Annotated in this window: 14 protein-coding genes and 1 pseudogene; 6 read left to right on the forward strand and 9 right to left on the reverse strand. The window is 41.6% G+C overall.

The genetic code is table 11. The annotated features are described in order from the left end of the window. Positions 1-583 precede the first annotated feature (583 nt). From UYI_RS0102495 to UYI_RS0102505, 3 genes are read right to left on the reverse strand one after another with little or no spacing between them, the layout of a single operon-like run. Positions 584-1045 carry a ferredoxin gene (locus UYI_RS0102495; protein ID WP_016865107.1) on the reverse strand — a complete coding sequence of 154 codons (462 nt, stop codon included), beginning with the start codon at positions 1043-1045 and terminating at the stop codon, positions 584-586. Beyond that, a complete protein-coding gene (locus tag UYI_RS0102500) occupies positions 1046-1432 on the reverse strand; it encodes a DUF1257 domain-containing protein (RefSeq protein WP_016865108.1) in 387 nt (128 codons plus the stop codon). Positions 1433-1474: 42 nt separating this feature from the next. Further along, positions 1475-1684, reverse strand: coding sequence for a DUF2997 domain-containing protein (locus UYI_RS0102505; RefSeq protein ID WP_016865109.1), 210 nt, complete (start codon positions 1682-1684; stop codon positions 1475-1477). 603 nt (positions 1685-2287) lie between these two features. Between UYI_RS0102505 and bioU the strand changes: the two genes are divergently transcribed. After that, a complete protein-coding gene (bioU, locus tag UYI_RS0102510; RefSeq protein ID WP_016865110.1) occupies positions 2288-3310 on the forward strand; it encodes a (S)-8-amino-7-oxononanoate synthase BioU in 1023 nt (340 codons plus the stop codon). A gap of 67 nt (positions 3311-3377) precedes the next feature. Here bioU and UYI_RS31790 read toward each other — a convergent pair. The 5 genes and pseudogenes from UYI_RS31790 to UYI_RS0102535 form a co-directional block, all read right to left on the reverse strand. Then, positions 3378-3878, reverse strand: a pseudogene (locus tag UYI_RS31790) (EH signature domain-containing protein); the annotation flags it as partial. A gap of 210 nt (positions 3879-4088) precedes the next feature. Beyond that, a complete protein-coding gene (locus UYI_RS0102520; protein ID WP_016865112.1) occupies positions 4089-4637 on the reverse strand; it encodes a hypothetical protein in 549 nt (182 codons plus the stop codon). A gap of 94 nt (positions 4638-4731) precedes the next feature. Continuing rightward, the gene (locus UYI_RS0102525) at positions 4732-5952 is read right to left on the reverse strand and encodes a type II secretion system F family protein (RefSeq protein WP_016865113.1); all 1221 of its coding nucleotides are present in this window, start codon (positions 5950-5952) and stop codon (positions 4732-4734) included. A gap of 116 nt (positions 5953-6068) precedes the next feature. Then, positions 6069-7196, reverse strand: a complete 1128-nt coding sequence (locus UYI_RS0102530; protein ID WP_016865114.1) for a type IV pilus twitching motility protein PilT — start codon at positions 7194-7196, stop codon at positions 6069-6071. Between the two features lie 115 nt (positions 7197-7311). Next, positions 7312-9324 carry a GspE/PulE family protein gene (locus tag UYI_RS0102535; RefSeq protein WP_016865115.1) on the reverse strand — a complete coding sequence of 671 codons (2013 nt, stop codon included), beginning with the start codon at positions 9322-9324 and terminating at the stop codon, positions 7312-7314. Positions 9325-9933: 609 nt separating this feature from the next. Between UYI_RS0102535 and grpE the strand changes: the two genes are divergently transcribed. The 5 genes from grpE (at position 9934) to rsgA (ending at position 16007) form a co-directional block, all read left to right on the forward strand. Next, positions 9934-10674 (forward strand): nucleotide exchange factor GrpE, encoded by a 741-nt coding sequence (grpE, locus tag UYI_RS0102540; RefSeq protein WP_016865116.1) that lies wholly within the window; start codon positions 9934-9936, stop codon positions 10672-10674. Positions 10675-10958: 284 nt separating this feature from the next. Further along, positions 10959-12920: a molecular chaperone DnaK gene (gene dnaK / locus UYI_RS0102545; protein ID WP_016865117.1), complete on the forward strand. Its 1962-nt coding sequence runs from the start codon at positions 10959-10961 to the stop codon at positions 12918-12920. Positions 12921-13516: 596 nt separating this feature from the next. Next, the gene (dnaJ, locus tag UYI_RS0102555; RefSeq protein WP_009456791.1) at positions 13517-14647 is read left to right on the forward strand and encodes a molecular chaperone DnaJ; all 1131 of its coding nucleotides are present in this window, start codon (positions 13517-13519) and stop codon (positions 14645-14647) included. After that, positions 14644-14901 carry a sulfurtransferase TusA family protein gene (locus tag UYI_RS0102560; protein WP_016865119.1) on the forward strand — a complete coding sequence of 86 codons (258 nt, stop codon included), beginning with the start codon at positions 14644-14646 and terminating at the stop codon, positions 14899-14901. The genes dnaJ and UYI_RS0102560 overlap by 4 nt, the downstream gene beginning before the upstream one ends. Beyond that, on the forward strand, positions 14898-16007 hold the full coding sequence (gene rsgA, locus UYI_RS0102565) for a small ribosomal subunit biogenesis GTPase RsgA (RefSeq protein ID WP_016865120.1): 1110 nt from the start codon (positions 14898-14900) through the stop codon (positions 16005-16007). The genes UYI_RS0102560 and rsgA overlap by 4 nt, the downstream gene beginning before the upstream one ends. Positions 16008-16490: 483 nt before the next feature. Here the strand turns inward: rsgA and UYI_RS0102570 are convergent, their stop codons facing one another. Then, positions 16491-17198, reverse strand: coding sequence for a hypothetical protein (locus UYI_RS0102570; RefSeq protein ID WP_016865121.1), 708 nt, complete (start codon positions 17196-17198; stop codon positions 16491-16493). Between the last annotated feature and the right edge of the window lie 71 nt (positions 17199-17269).

The raw sequence follows: 17269 nt of genomic DNA on the forward strand, positions 1-17269 counted from the left end.
TAGGTAGATTTGCGTCAGAGGAAGGTAAGTGTAGAATAGATGTCTCTAATGTTGTGTAGAATCCCTCTCCAGCAATATTGAAGATAATAGTTTCATTACTACTTTTTACGGCTACAGAGAGAGGCATTCAAATCCATATACTCAGGGTGGAGTCAAACCGCCAGGAATTCTCACAGCAGGAACACTCTGAAGCACAAGATCATATTCAATGAAAAGATTACCCCCTAGCAGTGCTTGCTGAATGTGAGCCAGGAAGATAGATTTAGTTGAACCTAGCTTGAACATAAGGGTACCCTCTGAGATTTTGTTTCAGAGTTGCGCTACCATTCGCACATACTCACAGTTTTACAACTAATATTTTTTCGTGAAGCATTAATTAAAAATCTTAAAGCAAGAAAATCTAAATCACACTAGTTCTAAGGTGATTTAACAAGAATTTCATGATTTTTATACTAAATCTTTATAAAAATAGGATGAAGCAACCAAGCCAAAAAACCAAAAATTTAACTAAATTTATCTAAAAAAACAAAAAGGCTGGTAAATCCAGCCCTACCTCCTATTAATGTTTTGGAACCAGTTGTTTTTAATAACGGGATTTTTTTTGTTTTGATTTTAGCTTTTTGCGTCGTCGCTCAGCAGCTGCAACTGCACCTTCCACAGGATAACCCACCACAGGTATGACCTGATATTTACGTTCCTCTTCTAACCGTTTTAGTTCGGTATAATCAATCCAGTGGATACAATCAACAGGGCAAGTGTCTATTGCCTCTTGAATTACTTCCTCTGGATCGCCATCTTGACGTATAGCACGCGATCGCCCATAATCAGGTTCTATATAAAAAGTATTACGGGCAACAAAGGCGCAGTGTTTACAGCCAATACAGGTGATCTCATCAACATACACACCTTTTTGGCGTAGCATACCCCCTAATTCCGGCTCTAAACCGGAACGTTCTGGGGCATCCCGCAAAAAGCCGCCTAACTCTGGTTCTAGTCCGGATCGGTTATCTTCCTTCTCTTCCAGCGACGGCAAAAAATCAGACATTTACGCACTCCAGCGTTGTACTACCAGGCGAATGGAACCATCTTCATTTTTTTGTTGTTCAGCAACTTGAAAGCCTGCACGCACTGTCTCTTTTACTACTGTATGATAAGCATAGCGCTGTGTTACCTGGCGTAAGAATCCCTCTACAGACAAGTCTTGTTGCCAATACTGTAAGTCAGCTACCAATTCGTATTCTTTACCATTCCATTTGAAACCAACATCATAGCCATTATCTTGCTCGATAGTAATCTCGGCACTGTGAGTCTGACCACGATAGCCACGCACTTCGCGCGGGCCTTTTTTCCAGTCTATACCCAAGTCAGAGAGAGCATCTTGCAAAGATTCAAGGTTACGAATTTGGGTTTTAATTTGGCTAAAGTGTGACATGGCGGTTATGAATCGACTAAACTAAATGTTCGGTTTGCAAATTTACCAATCGCTATAAGCGGTTTGGGTGTTCACCACTCCAGATTGCTGCACCTTGGCGGCGAAGAATTCTGAGGTTGGCTCATGACTAAGCACTAGTCCCAACTGTGCTTCTATAGCCGCTGTCACTTCGGCACAGGAATTACCCACGATACCAGTGACTTTTTCCTGTACCCGACCATCTGGATAAATGATGAATTCTAATGTCTCCATGCTTTTGGCCAACCACAAATAGTACGCTTGGATTGTACTGCTCTAGCAAATGGCTAAAAATGTAGCTCTAGGGAACAGCATTTTTCCTTAGCTACAAAATTAGCTATTTGTTAACTAATGTTCCATCTCTCAAAATATATATCTCAGAAACTTTACAAAAATTATTAGTCTTATTAGTCAACACATCTATTACATGTAAGTTTCTCTTAACCTGATCGAGAAGTCAAGCTCAAAAAATAACTAGTAATAAAATTGTATAAATCCTAGAAAAGCAGTGCTAGACGTAGTAGAGCCAGCAAAATCAGCTAAAAAGCTATGGTTTTTATTGAAAATATTTATCATCATGATTAATTTTGCCCTGGTTAAATGACAGCGTGCGATCGCATTAGGAGATGTAGGAGAGAGGTCAAAACTGTACTGCACCTAACCGAGAACCGCCACAGTCTATAGCGTAGTTACACAACGGAATAACCTAGCATCACAAATCAAGATAAAATTTATCGCTATTAGCTATAAACAAAGTCATAACCAGCAATCAAGAGTAGGAAAATTGCTATAGAGGCTGAATGTGAAAGCTAATTATTTAACTCAGCTAATTAACTTATGAATACAAACCAAGTAATGGGTTCTACCAATTTTTCTAAAGCAATACGTATCGGAGTACTAGGTTTTGGCGGACTAGGGCAAGCTGCGGCTAAAGTCCTTGACCCCAAACGAGAAATGATTTTAGTAGCGGCAGCAGACAACAAAGGTTATGCTTACGCTACCGAGGGTTTAAATGCCGACGAGTGCATTGCCACATATAAGTCTCAGGGTTCAGTAGGTTATTTAGAACCATTTGGCACATTAAGCAATCGTAGTATTCAGGAATTATTAGAAAGCAATCAGCCTGTAGATGGATATTTCTTAGCTTTACCAAACTTACCCAATGATTTTATTCCAACTGTCGTCAAGCAATTTATTAATTCTGGTTGGCGTGGGGTATTAGTAGATGCCATTAAACGCACCAGTGCAGTAGAACAGCTAATAGCCCTGAAAGAAGAACTACAAGCCGCAGGTATTACCTACATGACAGGATGCGGGGCGACACCAGGACTATTAACAGCAGCAGCAGCGATCGCCGCCCAAAGCTATGCTGAAATTCATCGAGTAGAAATCACCTTTGGAGTAGGTATTGCTAATTGGGAAGCTTACCGCGCCACTATCCGCGAAGATATTGCCCATATGCCTGGTTACAACGTAGAAACAGCCAGGGCAATGACAGATGCAGAAGTAGAAGCACTTTTGGATAAAACTAATGGTGTGTTGACATTAGAAAATATGGAACACGCCGACGACGTGATGTTAGAGTTAGCAGGAATTTGTTCGCGCGATCGCGTTACTGTTGGCGGTGTCGTTGATACCAGAAATCCCAAAAAGCCCCTCAGCACCAACGTCAAGGTAACAGGTCGCACCTTTGAAGGTAAAATTTCCACCCACACTTTTACGTTAGGAGATGAAACCAGCATGGCTGCAAACGTTTGTGGCCCAGCTTTCGGTTATCTCAAAGCAGGAATAAACCTACATCAACGCGGTATCCACGGAATATTCACTGCCGCTGAGATTATGCCGCAATTTGTGAAATAAGTTTGTAGTAAGCACTTTAGTGCTTAAAATTTGAGGGCTAAAGCCCTCACTACAAACCTTCAAAATTCTAGAGTTCTTTAGTTACGTAGCGTCTTGCTTCCTCTTCCAACCTTCTAATATCGGTTTCCCAGCGCAGAATTTTTCTCCTTCGCTCTGTTAATTGATATTCTGTAGGGGTTTGTGAAGGTTGTGTACCTGGGTTAGGATAAATTCTCCTGCTTCTTAGCCATTGACAACAATAGTATTGCCAAAGATATACATGATCGTGTGTATCACCACCAAGACAACGAATTTGTTTGACAGATAGTTGATGTTGACCGAAAAGTATTTGTTGATTTTTTGAGTTATTGGGAAATAAGCGAATTTCACTACCTTTTCCACGAAAGAACTCTACTACAAACCACTCACCAAAATCGAAAATACAAATTTCTGTTGGGTCGCTACCGTCATCTTTCAATATGTCAACATCTCCTTTGATGTGACTTCCTATGGTATTGAATGTTTTTTGAGGAAGTAAAATGCGAATACGCTCAAAGCGATCGCTATAAAAACTCCAAAATTTACTACGACGTGAAAGTTGACAAGTAAAATTTTAAATCGCAGTCTTATAGCTAAAGTCTGCTTAAGCAGACTGTTTGATTAATTTGAGTTCTCTTCAAACGACTTTCACGATGGGCTAAGGGTTTGAACCCTTTGCGGTATATTGAAAAATTGAGATCACTGTTTAGCTAGATACAACTTTTGAAAGTATCAGATACTTCAAAACGCAACCTAATCCCTAATCCCCGATCCCCAATCCCTCTTCTTCCTCATCCAAAATTAATTCTGGTGTTTGCACTACAAACGGTAAATCAGCACCTAGTATACCCCGCTTGATCCGCTCAAGTGTCTCTGGAAAAACCACAAACAGAGGATATATAGTATTTGTCCCCTCGCTTAAAATATGTTGGTAGCGGGGGGACATCAACCATTCATAATCTTGATCCAAACAAACTTGTGTTTGTCGCCAGCGTCCCAAAAAATCTGAAAAGTCTTCATGGGGACGATGAATAAAAACAATAATTTCGCTTCCTGTTTTGATTTTCCATTCAGGATCACACATCAAAACTGCTACATCACAGGGTAGAGAAATAGTTTTACCTGTTGTTGTTGCTTCCCCACGCAAACGCACAATTGGTAAAGGTATAGTAATGATGCTTTCGTCTGGACAACGCAGACTCGGAATCATTTCCAAGTATGGACGATGTTGTTTGAGTAAAGCGATCGCACCAATATTATTACTGTACTCAGCTAAACTAGTTTCATAATGTGATTTTTTGAGGATCATGATCAAAATAATGAATTATAAATTATTATTTTTACTTTGGAATTAAGGATGAAAAAATCATGTTAATCTTTCATCCTTTATCCCTAATTTTCTATTAGCCCAGCTTTTCAAACACCTTAAACAAAGGTAAATACATCGACATCAAAATAGTACCAACCATTCCACCCAAAACTACAATCATCACTGGTTCCAAAACACTAGTAAGGGCTTTCACTGCTTGTTCTACTTCATCTTCATAGAAATCAGCTATTTTCATCAACATGCCATCTAATTCACCAGTTTCCTCACCAATACTGATCATTTGAATTGCCATAGGAGGAAAAACTTTCTCTTTTTGTAAGGCAATGCTAATCATACCTCCTTGTTGAATTTCTGCACGTGCTGCATCAATAGCATTAGAAACTACTTGATTACCAGAAGTATCTCGCACAATTTCTAAAGAAGTGAGAATTGGTACACCTGAACGAGTCAAAGCCCCAAAAGTACGACTAAAACGAGCAACAGATGACTTTTGGATTAAGTCACCAAATAATGGCATTTTGAGGGAAAGACGATCAATAGTTTCTTTACCAACACGAGTTTTATAGTACTGCTTGTAAGCAAATGCTGCTGCCATTAAAAATCCAACAAACACAAAAATTCGCCAACTTCGTAGCACCTCACTACAAAACATCATGAATTGAGTCAAGGGTGGTAATTCTGTTCCTAATTCCTCAAAAATTTTGGCAAAAATGGGAATCAGAAAAACCGTCATACCCACAAAAATAGCGATCGCGATAATACTAACGGCAACTGGATAAGCAAGTGCTGATTTAATTTGGTTTTGTAAACGGGCAACATCTTCTAATAACTTGGCTAAGCGATTTAGGACTTCATCTAGAACACCACCGACCTCGCCAGCCTGAATCATACTGACATATAAACCATCAAAACAATCAGGATGCTTACGCATTGCTTCTGAAAGGTTTACCCCATTTTGGACTTCACTACTAATATCCAAGAGGGATTGTTTGAGTTTAGGATTAGTACATTGCTCAGACAGTACTCCTAAACTTCTAACTATGGCTACTCCTGCATTCACCAAAGCAGCAAATTGACGAGAAAAAACAGCTTTGTCTTTAACAGATACTTTGACTAATGATGTCTGGAATTTGTTCAAATCAAAGTCTGCAAAACCTTGAGATTTTTTCAAGTCTTGGACAACAAATCCTTGCTGCCTAAGAGTAGTACGTGCTTCTACCAAGTTTTCAGCAACAATTTTTTCTTTTTTGGATTTGCCTTGTGCATCCCGAACACGGGCAACGAATGTAGGCATAATTTCCTCTATCCGTATGAAAGTTAATAATTTAGTTGTTGGTTATTAGTTGTTAGTTGTTTGAGAAATACTGAAACATTCAAGCAACAACGAACTGTCAACTAATAACAAAATTTTTAATGTGCTTTTACAGTCCCAGCAGTACCGACTTTCCCAGCAGCAGGTGGTGCAGCAGGGCCAATGAGACGTTGCACTTCATCTGGCTTAGAAGTTTTAGACATTGCTGCTTCAAAAGAAATAGTTCCCGCTTTATATAAATCAGCTAAAACCTTCTCCAGAGTTTGCATACCTAATTTACCACCTGTCTGAATAGATGAGTAAATTTGTGCTGTTTTGCCTTCACGAATTAAGTTAGAAATGGCCGGAGTCACTATCATTATTTCCTGTGCCATTACCCGACCAAATTCACCAGGTTTAGGATTCTTTTTTGGAACTAAAGTTTGACTAAATACGGCAACTAACGAGTTAGATAACTGTACCCTTACCTGAGTTTGTTTTTCATGGGGAAAAACGTCAATAATTCGGTCAACAGTTTGTGCTGCCGAACTAGTGTGTAAAGTACCAAATACTAAGTGACCAGTTTCAGCAGCAGAAATAGCCAAAGAAATAGTTTCTAAGTCCCGCATTTCTCCTACCAGAATAATATCTGGGTCTTCTCTAAGAGCAGCTTTCAAAGCATTAGCAAAACTCTTTGTATCTTCACCCAATTGCCTTTGATGAATCAGACTTTTAATTGGTTCATAAACAAACTCTATCGGGTCTTCTACAGTCAAAATATGTTCTGCGCGTGTGCGGTTAATTAAATCAATCATTGCCGCTAGAGTAGTTGTTTTTCCAGAACCAGTAGGGCCTGTAACTAGAATTAATCCTCTAGGCTTTTCCGACATTTCTCGTACTACATCGGGCAAACCTAATTTTTCAAAGTTAGGTATTTTAGAACTTAATGCCCGCAAACAAGCTGCATAAGAACCGCGTTCTTTATAAACATTAACGCGGAAACGTGCTAATCCCTTAACACCATAAGAACAATCTAATTCCCAGTTTTGCTCTAATGTTTTTCGTTGGGAGTTATTGAGCATACTAAAAATCAACCTTTGGCACTGATCCCCAGACAAAGGCTCTTCGCCAATGGGTGTTAATTTACCACTAATGCGAAAATAGGGAGGCAAACCAGCGGATAAATGCATATCCGAACCACCCATGTCAATCATTTGTTCCATTAAATCTTCAATCATCATCTCCATAGTTTTTTCCTTTGTTATTGGTTGATTGTTGGTTGTTGATTGTTAGTTATTCCATAGACGCGTAAGCGGCTTCCCGCAGGGTACAACAAACAACTAACAACTACGAACTCATCAATTAATCTTGAAAACGAGACGTCATACAATACGGACAATCCAACCATTCTGGCCGCAACCCAGCATCGCAAGTCCGGCAAGTCAGACTAGTCTTGCGTTTGGCTTTTAATTCTGCTTCTAAGCCTGTGTCAGTAAAGGTGACTCGTTCTACCTCTTCTAGGGTGGTTAAACCTTGGCGTACTAAGTCCAAGCTGTACGCCAGCAAGGTTTTCATACCCTCTTCTACTGCTACTTCTTTGATGCGTTCTGTTGGTGCTTCTTCGTTAATGAGGGTTTGCAGATTTTCACTAATTCGCATTACCTCATAGACACCACAACGTCCTTTGTAGCCTACGCCATTACAGGTGGGACAAATATGACCTTGAGTTTTGGCTGCTTGAATTTCCTCTGTGGTCAGAGTATTAGCTTTATAAAAGGTTATTCCTACTTCTTGGGAAGCCGACAAACCATAACGAGCGAGTTCTTCTACAGTTGGTGTATAGGGAATGCGACAGTCAGGACACACACGCCGTACCAAACGCTGGGCCAAGACACCAATCAATGAACTGGAAACCATGAAAGGTTCAATCCCCATTTCTCCTAAACGAGCGATCGCACCAGGGGCGTCATTAGTATGTAAAGTAGTCAATACTAAGTGACCTGTTAACGCTGCTTCAATCGCTGTTTTTGCCGTTTCCTTATCCCGTGTCTCACCCACCAGTAGCACATCTGGATCTTGCCGCAAAAATGCCCTTAATGCAGTCGCAAAATCTAACCCTTTTTCCCGAATCACCTGTACTTGAGTAATTCCCGGCAAGCTGTACTCAATTGGATCTTCTACAGTACTGATATTAATTCCCGGCTCGTTTCTTTCTGCTAGCGCCGAATACAACGAAGTTGTTTTACCAGAACCTGTTGGCCCGGTTACTAAAATTAAGCCAAAGGGACGGCTAACCATTTCTTGAACAATATGCAAAGTCTCTGGATCGGTAATTAACTTATCCAAACCCAGTTGTGTGGCAGAGTTATCCAAAATCCGTAGTACTACCTTTTCCCCGTAGCGACTCGGCAAAGTATTTACACGGAAGTCAACTTTACGTCCCTCGAACAACCGCCTAATCCGTCCGTCTTGAGGTAAGCGTCGTTCAGCAATATCTAAATTGGCGATGATTTTAAACCGCGCTGTCACAGCAGGAATGATTTTTTTTGGCAAAGGGTCGAAAGCCTCGCGCAACACTCCATCTTTACGAAAGCGAATCCGGAGATTCTCTTCCTGGGGTTCGATGTGAATATCAGAAACCTTCTCATGCAGTGCTTTAGCTAAGATTCTGTTAACCAGATTGATTACAGGGGCATCCTCAGCACCCTTCATCGCCGCCCCTAAGTCAGCCTCGGATTCTTCTGGGGCGTCGTCTATGTTAAGATTTTCTAGATTTTCTAAATCTTGATTGATGTCTGTGTATTTTTCTTGTTCTAAATGCTTTTGCCGAACAGCTAAATCATCTAGATATACATTGATTAACAGTTGATAATCTTCTTGGGTAATTACCATGCGCTGCAAGGCCAACCCTTGGGGGCGCAAAATCCGGTTTAAGTCATCGGAAGCTTCGAGATTATCTGGATCAACCATCGCTACTAGAACAGAGGGCGGGTTTTGATCCTCGTTTTTCGACAGTGGTACTAAGCGGTGACGACGACAAACATCAACTGGAATCAGGGTATCAATCAGGTGGGCTACTGTGGTGCTGCCTACTGAACTAATTTCCGGATCGAGGGATTCTACGCCATAAAGTATTTTAAGTTCAAATAACTGCTGTTTTTTGTACTGCCTAAGTAACTCTGGTGATAATTGTCGACCCGATACTGATTCCAGTACTTCTGTTAAAGGGATACCAGACTTGCGGCTTTCAATCAGCGCCTGTCTCATTTGTTCGCTGTTAACAAAGCCAGATTGTACAAGTTTGTTACCGAAGGGTGAAAATTCTGCTCTGGTAGATAGAGCCGTACTACGCCTTTGTGGTGACGAGTTAGTCATATATCAGCTATGAATAGCGGGAACCTCTCAATAGAGTATTCCCAAGCTGAGAACAAGAATTTACATACCCACTTAAATAAAAATAGGGTAAAGGGGAAAGGGTAAGGGGGAAAGGAAAGAGGAATTTTTATGCCCTCGTTCTACCCAATAAAAAGTATGTAATTATTTAAAATTAAATTGTTGAATATACGTAAAAACTCTAATGTTCAGAACAGGAGACTAGAAAACAAAGTGGCGATCGCCAAAATTTAAGATAACTAGAGCTATTGGCTTTTATCTAGCATCAGCGTCTGCACTAAGATGTCCAGCATTTGTCAAAATAGATGACGGTGACATCACTTCCAGGAGAATGTCGGCAACAAAACACGCTATTGTTGCCAGCTAGCCATAGACTTCTTGCACTCTTGTGGGGCAAGGGTAAAGAGTAAGGGGTAAAGGTTAAAGGGTAAAGGGCAAAGGAATTTTATTGAGCAATTCTTTTTTCCAGTTTCTTTTATCTTTTCCCTACAACAACTTTACTCTTTTCTCAATTTCTACAAAAAGTCTAATGTATAGCTGCAAATATAGCGATAAATTGTCGTATCAAGTATCTGGGATGAGTACATAATGATGGACGAAGATAAACAAATAAACAACACGAGTCAGCAATTGGGTGAACCAATAGAGGTCAAACAAGCAATGAACAGTGACTCCCCAGTTCCAATGAATGCCAACGAACCTGGCAGCGAGGTGACAGAGCAAGTGGCAGATGCTACTAGCGTACCTGAAAACACAGTTACACCCAGTAAAGAAAATGGGGTTGCTGCTGGTCAGACAGTTGATACAGCTGCTTTAGCACAGATGAGTCAACAAATCGAGTCTCTCAAGGCTCAGTTAGAAGAACGTAGCAGCCAATATATGCGAATTGCGGCAGATTTTGAGAATTACCGCAAACGCACGATTAAAGAAAAAGAGGATCTAGAGGCGCAGGCAAAGCGGAATGCTATTACTGAATTGCTACCAGTAGTTGATAATTTCGAGCGGGCGCGATCGCAAATCAAACCCCAAAACGATGGGGAAATGGCAATTCATAAAAGTTATCAAGGAGTTTACAAATTACTAGTAGATAGCCTGAAGCGCCTGGGTGTATCACCAATGCGTCCCGAAGGTCAACCATTCGATCCCAACCTACACGAAGCAGTAATGCGGGAACCTACGGATGAATATCCTGAAGGAACAGTGTTAGAAGAGTTAGTACGCGGATATTACTTGGGTGATCGCGTGCTACGCCATGCAATGGTTAAAGTGGCTGCTCCTAAAGAAGATACCCCATCTTCAGAGGAAAACCAGTCTCCTCCAACAAATAGTTAAATATTTGTTTGTTGTTTGTTGTTTGTTGTTTGAAACATCTAACTATCAACAACGAACCACCAACTACCAACAATTAACTATTGACCACTGACTAACTAGGCGAGCATCGCATATAACAAAAGGTAGTCCGCGAAATATAACGCCCGAAGTTTTGTCGCTTTCCCTAGTGGAAACGCCAACGGAGGGACGGTTCCCAGTGGATAAACACCACTGGAAAAACTGTCCTCCGAAAGCTACCGTCTATACTTCGAGGGATAAAGTACTAAGTAAAAATACCGATACAAATGGGAAAAGTTATTGGGATCGACTTAGGCACTACCAACAGTTGCGTCGCAGTTTTGGAAGGTGGTCAACCAGTTGTTATTGCCAACTCAGAAGGCGGACGAACCACTCCTAGTATCGTAGGTTTTGGCAAAGGCGGTGAACGCTTGGTTGGTTCACTGGCAAAGCGCCAAGCCGTCACGAATGCCGAAAACACAATCTACAGTATTAAACGATTCATCGGTCGTCGCTGGGATGACACAGAAGCAGAACGCGATCGCGTACCTTATAACTGTGTCAAAGGTCGAGATGACACTGTTGATGTTCAAATTCGTGGACGAAACTACACACCACAAGAAATTTCCGCAATGATCCTACAAAAACTCAAACAGGATGCGGAAAACTTTTTGGGTGAAACGGTGACAAAAGCAGTAATTACCGTACCTGCTTATTTTACAGATGCTCAAAGACAAGCAACCAAAGACTCTGGAACCATCGCTGGACTTGAAGTATTGCGGATCATTAACGAGCCAACCGCAGCCGCTTTAGCTTTTGGTTTAGATAAGCAGGACCAAGAACAGCTAATTCTAGTGTTTGATTTGGGAGGTGGTACTTTCGATGTATCCATCCTGCAATTAGGGGATGGTGTGTTTGAGGTTAAAGCAACTAGTGGTAACAACCACTTGGGTGGAGACGATTTTGATAACTGTATCGTCCGTTGGATGATAGATATATTTATACAACAAGAGAAAATCGACCTTTCCCAAGACAAAATGGCTCTGCAACGCTTGCGGGAAGCAGCAGAAAAGGCAAAAATTGAACTCTCAACTATGATGAGTACTTCAATTAACTTGCCATTTATTACTGCCAATGAAACAGGGCCAAAACATCTAGAAATGGAACTCACCCGTGCCAAATTTGAAGAATTGACGGGTCATTTAATAGAATCCACCATAGAACCGATGGTTCAGGCACTCAAAGACGCAGACCTGAAACCACAAGCCATTGATCGGATTATTTTGGTCGGTGGTTCTACTCGTATTCCCGCTGTCCAAAATGCCTTAATTAAATTTTTTAACGGCAAAACACCTGATCGTTCTATTAACCCAGATGAAGCAGTGGCACTGGGAGCTGCTATCCAGGCTGGGGTACTGGGTGGCGAAGTTGACAATCTCCTGTTATTGGATGTTACACCTCTGTCACTGGGAATTGAAACTCTAGGAGAAGTGTTCACCAAAATCATCGAACGCAACACTACAATTCCTACCAGTAAATCCCAAGTTTTTTCCACAGCTGTTGATGGGCAAACCTCAGTGGAAATTCATGTCCTCCAAGGTGAACGGGCGATGGCAAAAGATAATAAAAGCTTGGGTAAATTTTTACTCACAGGAATTCCGCCAGCGCCTCGTGGTGTACCGCAAATTGAAGTCAGTTTTGAGATTGATGTCAACGGGATCATGAAAGTCTCTGCTCAAGATAAAGGTACAGGCAGAGAACAGAGTATTCGAATTACTAACACAGGTGGCTTAAGCAGCAACGAAGTAGAACGGATGCGGCAAGAAGCTGAAATGTTCGCCGAAGAAGACAGAAGACGCATAGAACTGGCAGCATTGAAAAACCAAGCGGATAATTTGTTGTACAGCTACGAATCAACCCTCAAAGATAATGGCAACTTGATCGGCGAACAGATGAAAGGTTTGGCAGATGAAAAACTTGTCCATCTGAAAGCAGCTATTTCTGAATCCAGCATTTCTGTTGCGGAATTCAAACAGCGCTTAGAAGACTTCCAGCAAACGCTATTTAACATTGGTGTTGAAGTTTACAACCGTGTTAATGATGGTCAAATGGATGATTTTCCCTCCTATGCAGATAGTTCCCCTACACCGGAACAATCTGAATCATTGCATGGCACGCTTACACCACAATTTAACTTTGATTTTGAAGAGGAAAATACTCTACATGCTGATTATGAGACGATAGATTAGTAGTTAGTTGTTTGTTGTTGGTTCAAAACACCAAACAACCGCCAACCACCAACAAAATACATAATTTCAGACTCATGGGGGGTTTTCCACACCTATAAGTGCGGCTAGCCCCTCTAACTAATGGGCAGAGTTTTTCTCTTATACGTAGCACAATTGTAAAAGAGACAGCTTCAGGTCAGAGCATTTATCGTCTTTGACGGCAGTCGCGACAACGGACTAGCAAGTGCGACAACGCTCTGTTAGGGCACAGCCTTGGAAACCTCCAAGTTAGCACTGGCTCCGCAATGCACTGCTTCATGAAGAAAGCACCTGTTGCTGTAAATTTCCTGGTGATTTATATAAAAGGTAAAAGGTAAAATCAATATATTAATAAAATTTAACCGTTGCCTTCTGCCTTCTGCGGGGCCTACACAAATTCGCGATCAGAACGCGAATTGATGGAGAACCCCTTCTGCCTGAACTTCTTGGGGGCGTAAGCCGTCCCATAATCTTTAAGGGAAGTTGCAACTCTATCGAGTTGACGCTTTGAGTCTAGTGCGTCTACGAAGTTATCCCTGCATAGCTGCTTTCTACCTTTTAACTTTCACCTTTGCTATATGGCCCGCGACTACTACGAAATTCTGGGTGTCTCTCGTGACGCCGATAAAGAAGAAATCAAACATGCCTATCGCCGCTTAGCCCGGAAGTATCACCCAGATGTGAACAAGGAACCGGGAGCCGAAGAGCGCTTTAAGGAAATTAACCGCGCCTATGAGATACTCTCAGAACCCGAAACTCGCGCTCGTTATGACCGCTTCGGTGAAGCTGGAGTTTCAGGTGGAGCCGGTGTAGGCTACCAAGATGTTGATATGGGTGGTTTTGCCGATATCTTTGAAAGCATCTTCAGTGGCTTTGCCGGTGGTATGGGCGCTCAAGCACAAAGACGACGCAGTGGCCCAGTTAGGGGTGATGACCTACGGCTAGACCTGAAGTTAGACTTTCGAGAAGCGGTATTTGGCGGTGAAAAGGAAATTCGCATTTCGCATTTAGAGACTTGCGAAGTTTGTAGCGGTTCTGGTGCAAAACCTGGTACTCGTCCTCGCACTTGTTCAACTTGCAGCGGTTCGGGTCAAGTACGCCGTGTGACGAGAACACCGTTTGGTAGTTTTACTCAAGTCTCGACTTGTCCCACCTGTAATGGCACAGGTACGGTTATAGAAGACAAATGCGATGCTTGTGACGGTAAGGGCGCAAATCAAGTTACTAAGAAACTCAAAATTACCATTCCTGCTGGGGTAGATAACGGTACACGCTTGCGGATATCTCAAGAAGGAGACGCAGGTCAACGTGGAGGCCCTCCTGGAGATTTGTACGTCTACTTGTTTGTAAATGAAGACCAAGAATTCCAACGGGATGGCATTAATATTATTTCAGAAATAAAAATTAGCTATCTCCAAGCTATTTTGGGTTCTCGCATAGAAGTTAATACAGTAGATGGGCCTGTAGAACTTACTATTCCACCCGGAACCCAACCAAATACAGTAATGAAGCTAGAAAATCGTGGTGTGCCACGTCTGGGGAACCCAGTGAGTCGAGGCGACCACATGATTACAGTATTGATAGATATTCCCACCAAGATCACCCCAGAGGAACGAGAATTGTTAGAAAAGCTAGCTAAAATTAGAGGAGACCGAACTGGTAAAGGTGGTATAGAAGGTTTTCTGGGTAATATATTTCATCCACGATGAGTCTATCTTCTGTTTCAACTCCTGATGCTCAACTTGACTTGCGCGGCACCCCTTGCCCGATTAATTTTGTGCGTACAAAGCTTCGTTTAGAACAAATGCAACCGGGAGCTTTATTAGAAGTCTGGTTAGACCCCGGCGAGCCAATTGAGCAAGTCCCTGATAGTCTGACAATGGCTGGTTATCAGGTAGAACAAATTACAGACTGCGCTGGCTATTTTTCTTTGTTAGTACGCCGTCCCCTTAGCACCTCATGACAGAGGAAGGATTACAAGATTCTTGTAGGTTGTTGGGTACGGTGTTAGCCGTGCAGGCTAATTATTATCGAGTACAGCTAGATTTCGATGGGGAGGTGGGGAGTTTAGGAGGTGGGGAGAATGCAAAATCAAATTCCCCACATCCTCCACTTCTGTTGTGTACCCGTAGAACGCGCTTAAAAAAAATTGGTCAGCAGGTAATGGTAGGCGATCGCGTCGTGGTAGAAGAACCTGATTGGGCTGGCCAAAGAGGCGCGATCGCTGATGTTTTACCCCGAAAAAATCAATTGGATCGTCCGGCGATCGCGAATGTCAATCAAATTCTTTTGGTGTTTGCCGTTGCTGATCCACCTCTAGAACCCTATCAACTTAGCCGCTTTCTAGTAAAAGCTGAATCTACAGGTTTAGATGTAGTTTTATGTCTAAATAAAAGTGACTTAATTACAACCCAACAGCAGGCGGAAATAAATCAACGTCTGAGCAATTGGGGTTATCAGCCAATATTCATCAGTATATATAAGAGTATAAATATTGACAATTTAGCAAACCTACTCAAAGAGAATATCACTGTTCTCGCTGGCCCCTCGGGTGTGGGAAAGTCCAGTCTAATCAATGCTTTGATTCCTAACATTAACCTGCGAGTAGGTGAAATTTCTGGTAAACTTGCTCGTGGTCGTCACACTACTCGCCACGTGGAATTGTTTGATTTGCCTAATGGTGGCTTGTTAGCCGACACGCCCGGTTTTAACCAACCTGACTTAGATTGTACACCAGAAGAATTAGCTGCTTATTTCCCAGAAGCTAGACAACGATTAGCTGTTGCTAGGTGTCGATTTAGTAATTGTCTGCATCGAGACGAACCTGATTGTGCAGTAAGGGGAGATTGGGAGCGTTATCAGCATTATTTAGAGTTTTTAGAAGAAGCGATCGCCCGTCAATCTCAACTCAATCAGCAAGCTGATCCAGAATCTACTGTTAAGGTCAAAACAAAAGGTAAAGGCAAGCACCAATACGAACCGAAGTTAGAAAGTAAAAAATATCGCCAGAAAGCTCGACGCACGCAGTTACAAGAGTTGCAAGAGTTGTATCGAGAGAGTGAAGATTGACATCGTTGGAAGCTCACGCTAAATAGTGGCGAGTTCGGTTAATAATGACTTCCACAATGGTACATTTACCGTTACCTTGGCTGATAGACAGTTTAGGGGAGAGGATTGGGGATAAGAGAGACAACCAACCAGTAACCACTAACCAATGTACAGACGTGCCATGGCACGTCTGGTACAGGATTTAAATGTATCGTAATTAACGTGAAATGGTATTAGCGATGTCAAAAGTCTGAAAAAATATTTAACGAGCAAGTATACAGTATTTATGCATTTATGCATTGATTGTATTTTGCTCAAATTGAACTATTTATGTCTAATGTGAATAGAAGAAGCAACATAAGGTTTTTTGGCGATTACCCAATTGATTTTGATTAACGTAGACACACTCAAGAGTGGCTTCCTGTAGGGTACACTAGATAAATTATCGGTGTGCATCTGTGTTCCATGAGTGTTCGATGAGAACAATTTAATTCACATGAGACGTTATTTAGTTACTCGTGGTGAATTTCTTGTAGAAGATGATTGCAAAAACCGTTCATCTAACTTGGTAGCCACATCTTTCACAGATATAGAAGGTTGCTTTTCTGTTAAATACATTACTGCTGTAAATGATCCAAAATTACTACGGCGGAAACCGATGACGTCAAAATTTACTGGTAGTTCTTGAATCTTGGCGCCTAAACTAAAACCTGTAGAGGTGTTAGCGAGTTTATTAGCTTCAGGAAGGGCTTTGTAACCTAGCAATTGAACTTGCTGATCTGATGGTAGTACTTGCTGTAATTTTTTGATTTCTTTCTCAAACTCTGGTTGCTGCACTTGCTGTAAAGCAGCATCGAATTGAGTTTGTTGGGTTTGATTTGCCAGCATTCCCGTAAAGCCCATTACTACTTCCATTTTTTGGGGTTCGATAAAGGCAAAAAAGTTATTCAGTGGCAGATTTTCTTTAGCAATTAGCTGTTTAAAAGGTTCCAACTGAACTGCGATCGCCTCTTTAAGTTGGGGTGGAACTTCCTTATAACCAGATGGCAAATCTTGAAGTGTCAGCGTAGTGGTTTGTGTTGGTGCTTTTTTTTCTAAATTTGGGGAAGTTGGTTGTTTGGGTATATCAACAGAGGGAACGGCTTGAACTGGAATTGTTGCAAAAACAGCACTAGTGAAGATAGATAAAATTAAAGCAATTTGCTTTTTCACTTGTAATATTTTCCTTTTGCTTAGGAGGAACAATCACTCGAGCATAGCTGCCTTGTTTGAGTGTGGAGTAT

Source organism: Fischerella muscicola PCC 7414 (assembly GCF_000317205.1).
GTDB classification, from domain to species: Bacteria; Cyanobacteriota; Cyanobacteriia; order Cyanobacteriales; family Nostocaceae; genus Fischerella; species Fischerella muscicola.

Excerpts from the sequence above, each read along its gene's own strand:
- UYI_RS0102495 (WP_016865107.1), bottom strand. The coding sequence starts at position 1,045 with ATGTCTGATTTTTTGCCGTCGCTGGAAGAGAAGGAAGATAACCGATCC.
- UYI_RS0102500 (WP_016865108.1), bottom strand. The coding sequence starts at position 1,432 with ATGTCACACTTTAGCCAAATTAAAACCCAAATTCGTAACCTTGAATCT.
- UYI_RS0102505 (WP_016865109.1), bottom strand. The coding sequence starts at position 1,684 with ATGGAGACATTAGAATTCATCATTTATCCAGATGGTCGGGTACAGGAA.
- bioU (WP_016865110.1), top strand. The coding sequence starts at position 2,288 with ATGAATACAAACCAAGTAATGGGTTCTACCAATTTTTCTAAAGCAATA.
- UYI_RS0102520 (WP_016865112.1), bottom strand. The coding sequence starts at position 4,637 with ATGATCCTCAAAAAATCACATTATGAAACTAGTTTAGCTGAGTACAGT.
- UYI_RS0102525 (WP_016865113.1), bottom strand. The coding sequence starts at position 5,952 with ATGCCTACATTCGTTGCCCGTGTTCGGGATGCACAAGGCAAATCCAAA.
- UYI_RS0102530 (WP_016865114.1), bottom strand. The coding sequence starts at position 7,196 with ATGGAGATGATGATTGAAGATTTAATGGAACAAATGATTGACATGGGT.
- UYI_RS0102535 (WP_016865115.1), bottom strand. The coding sequence starts at position 9,324 with ATGACTAACTCGTCACCACAAAGGCGTAGTACGGCTCTATCTACCAGA.
- grpE (WP_016865116.1), top strand. The coding sequence starts at position 9,934 with ATGGACGAAGATAAACAAATAAACAACACGAGTCAGCAATTGGGTGAA.
- dnaK (WP_016865117.1), top strand. The coding sequence starts at position 10,959 with ATGGGAAAAGTTATTGGGATCGACTTAGGCACTACCAACAGTTGCGTC.
- dnaJ (WP_009456791.1), top strand. The coding sequence starts at position 13,517 with ATGGCCCGCGACTACTACGAAATTCTGGGTGTCTCTCGTGACGCCGAT.
- UYI_RS0102560 (WP_016865119.1), top strand. The coding sequence starts at position 14,644 with ATGAGTCTATCTTCTGTTTCAACTCCTGATGCTCAACTTGACTTGCGC.
- rsgA (WP_016865120.1), top strand. The coding sequence starts at position 14,898 with ATGACAGAGGAAGGATTACAAGATTCTTGTAGGTTGTTGGGTACGGTG.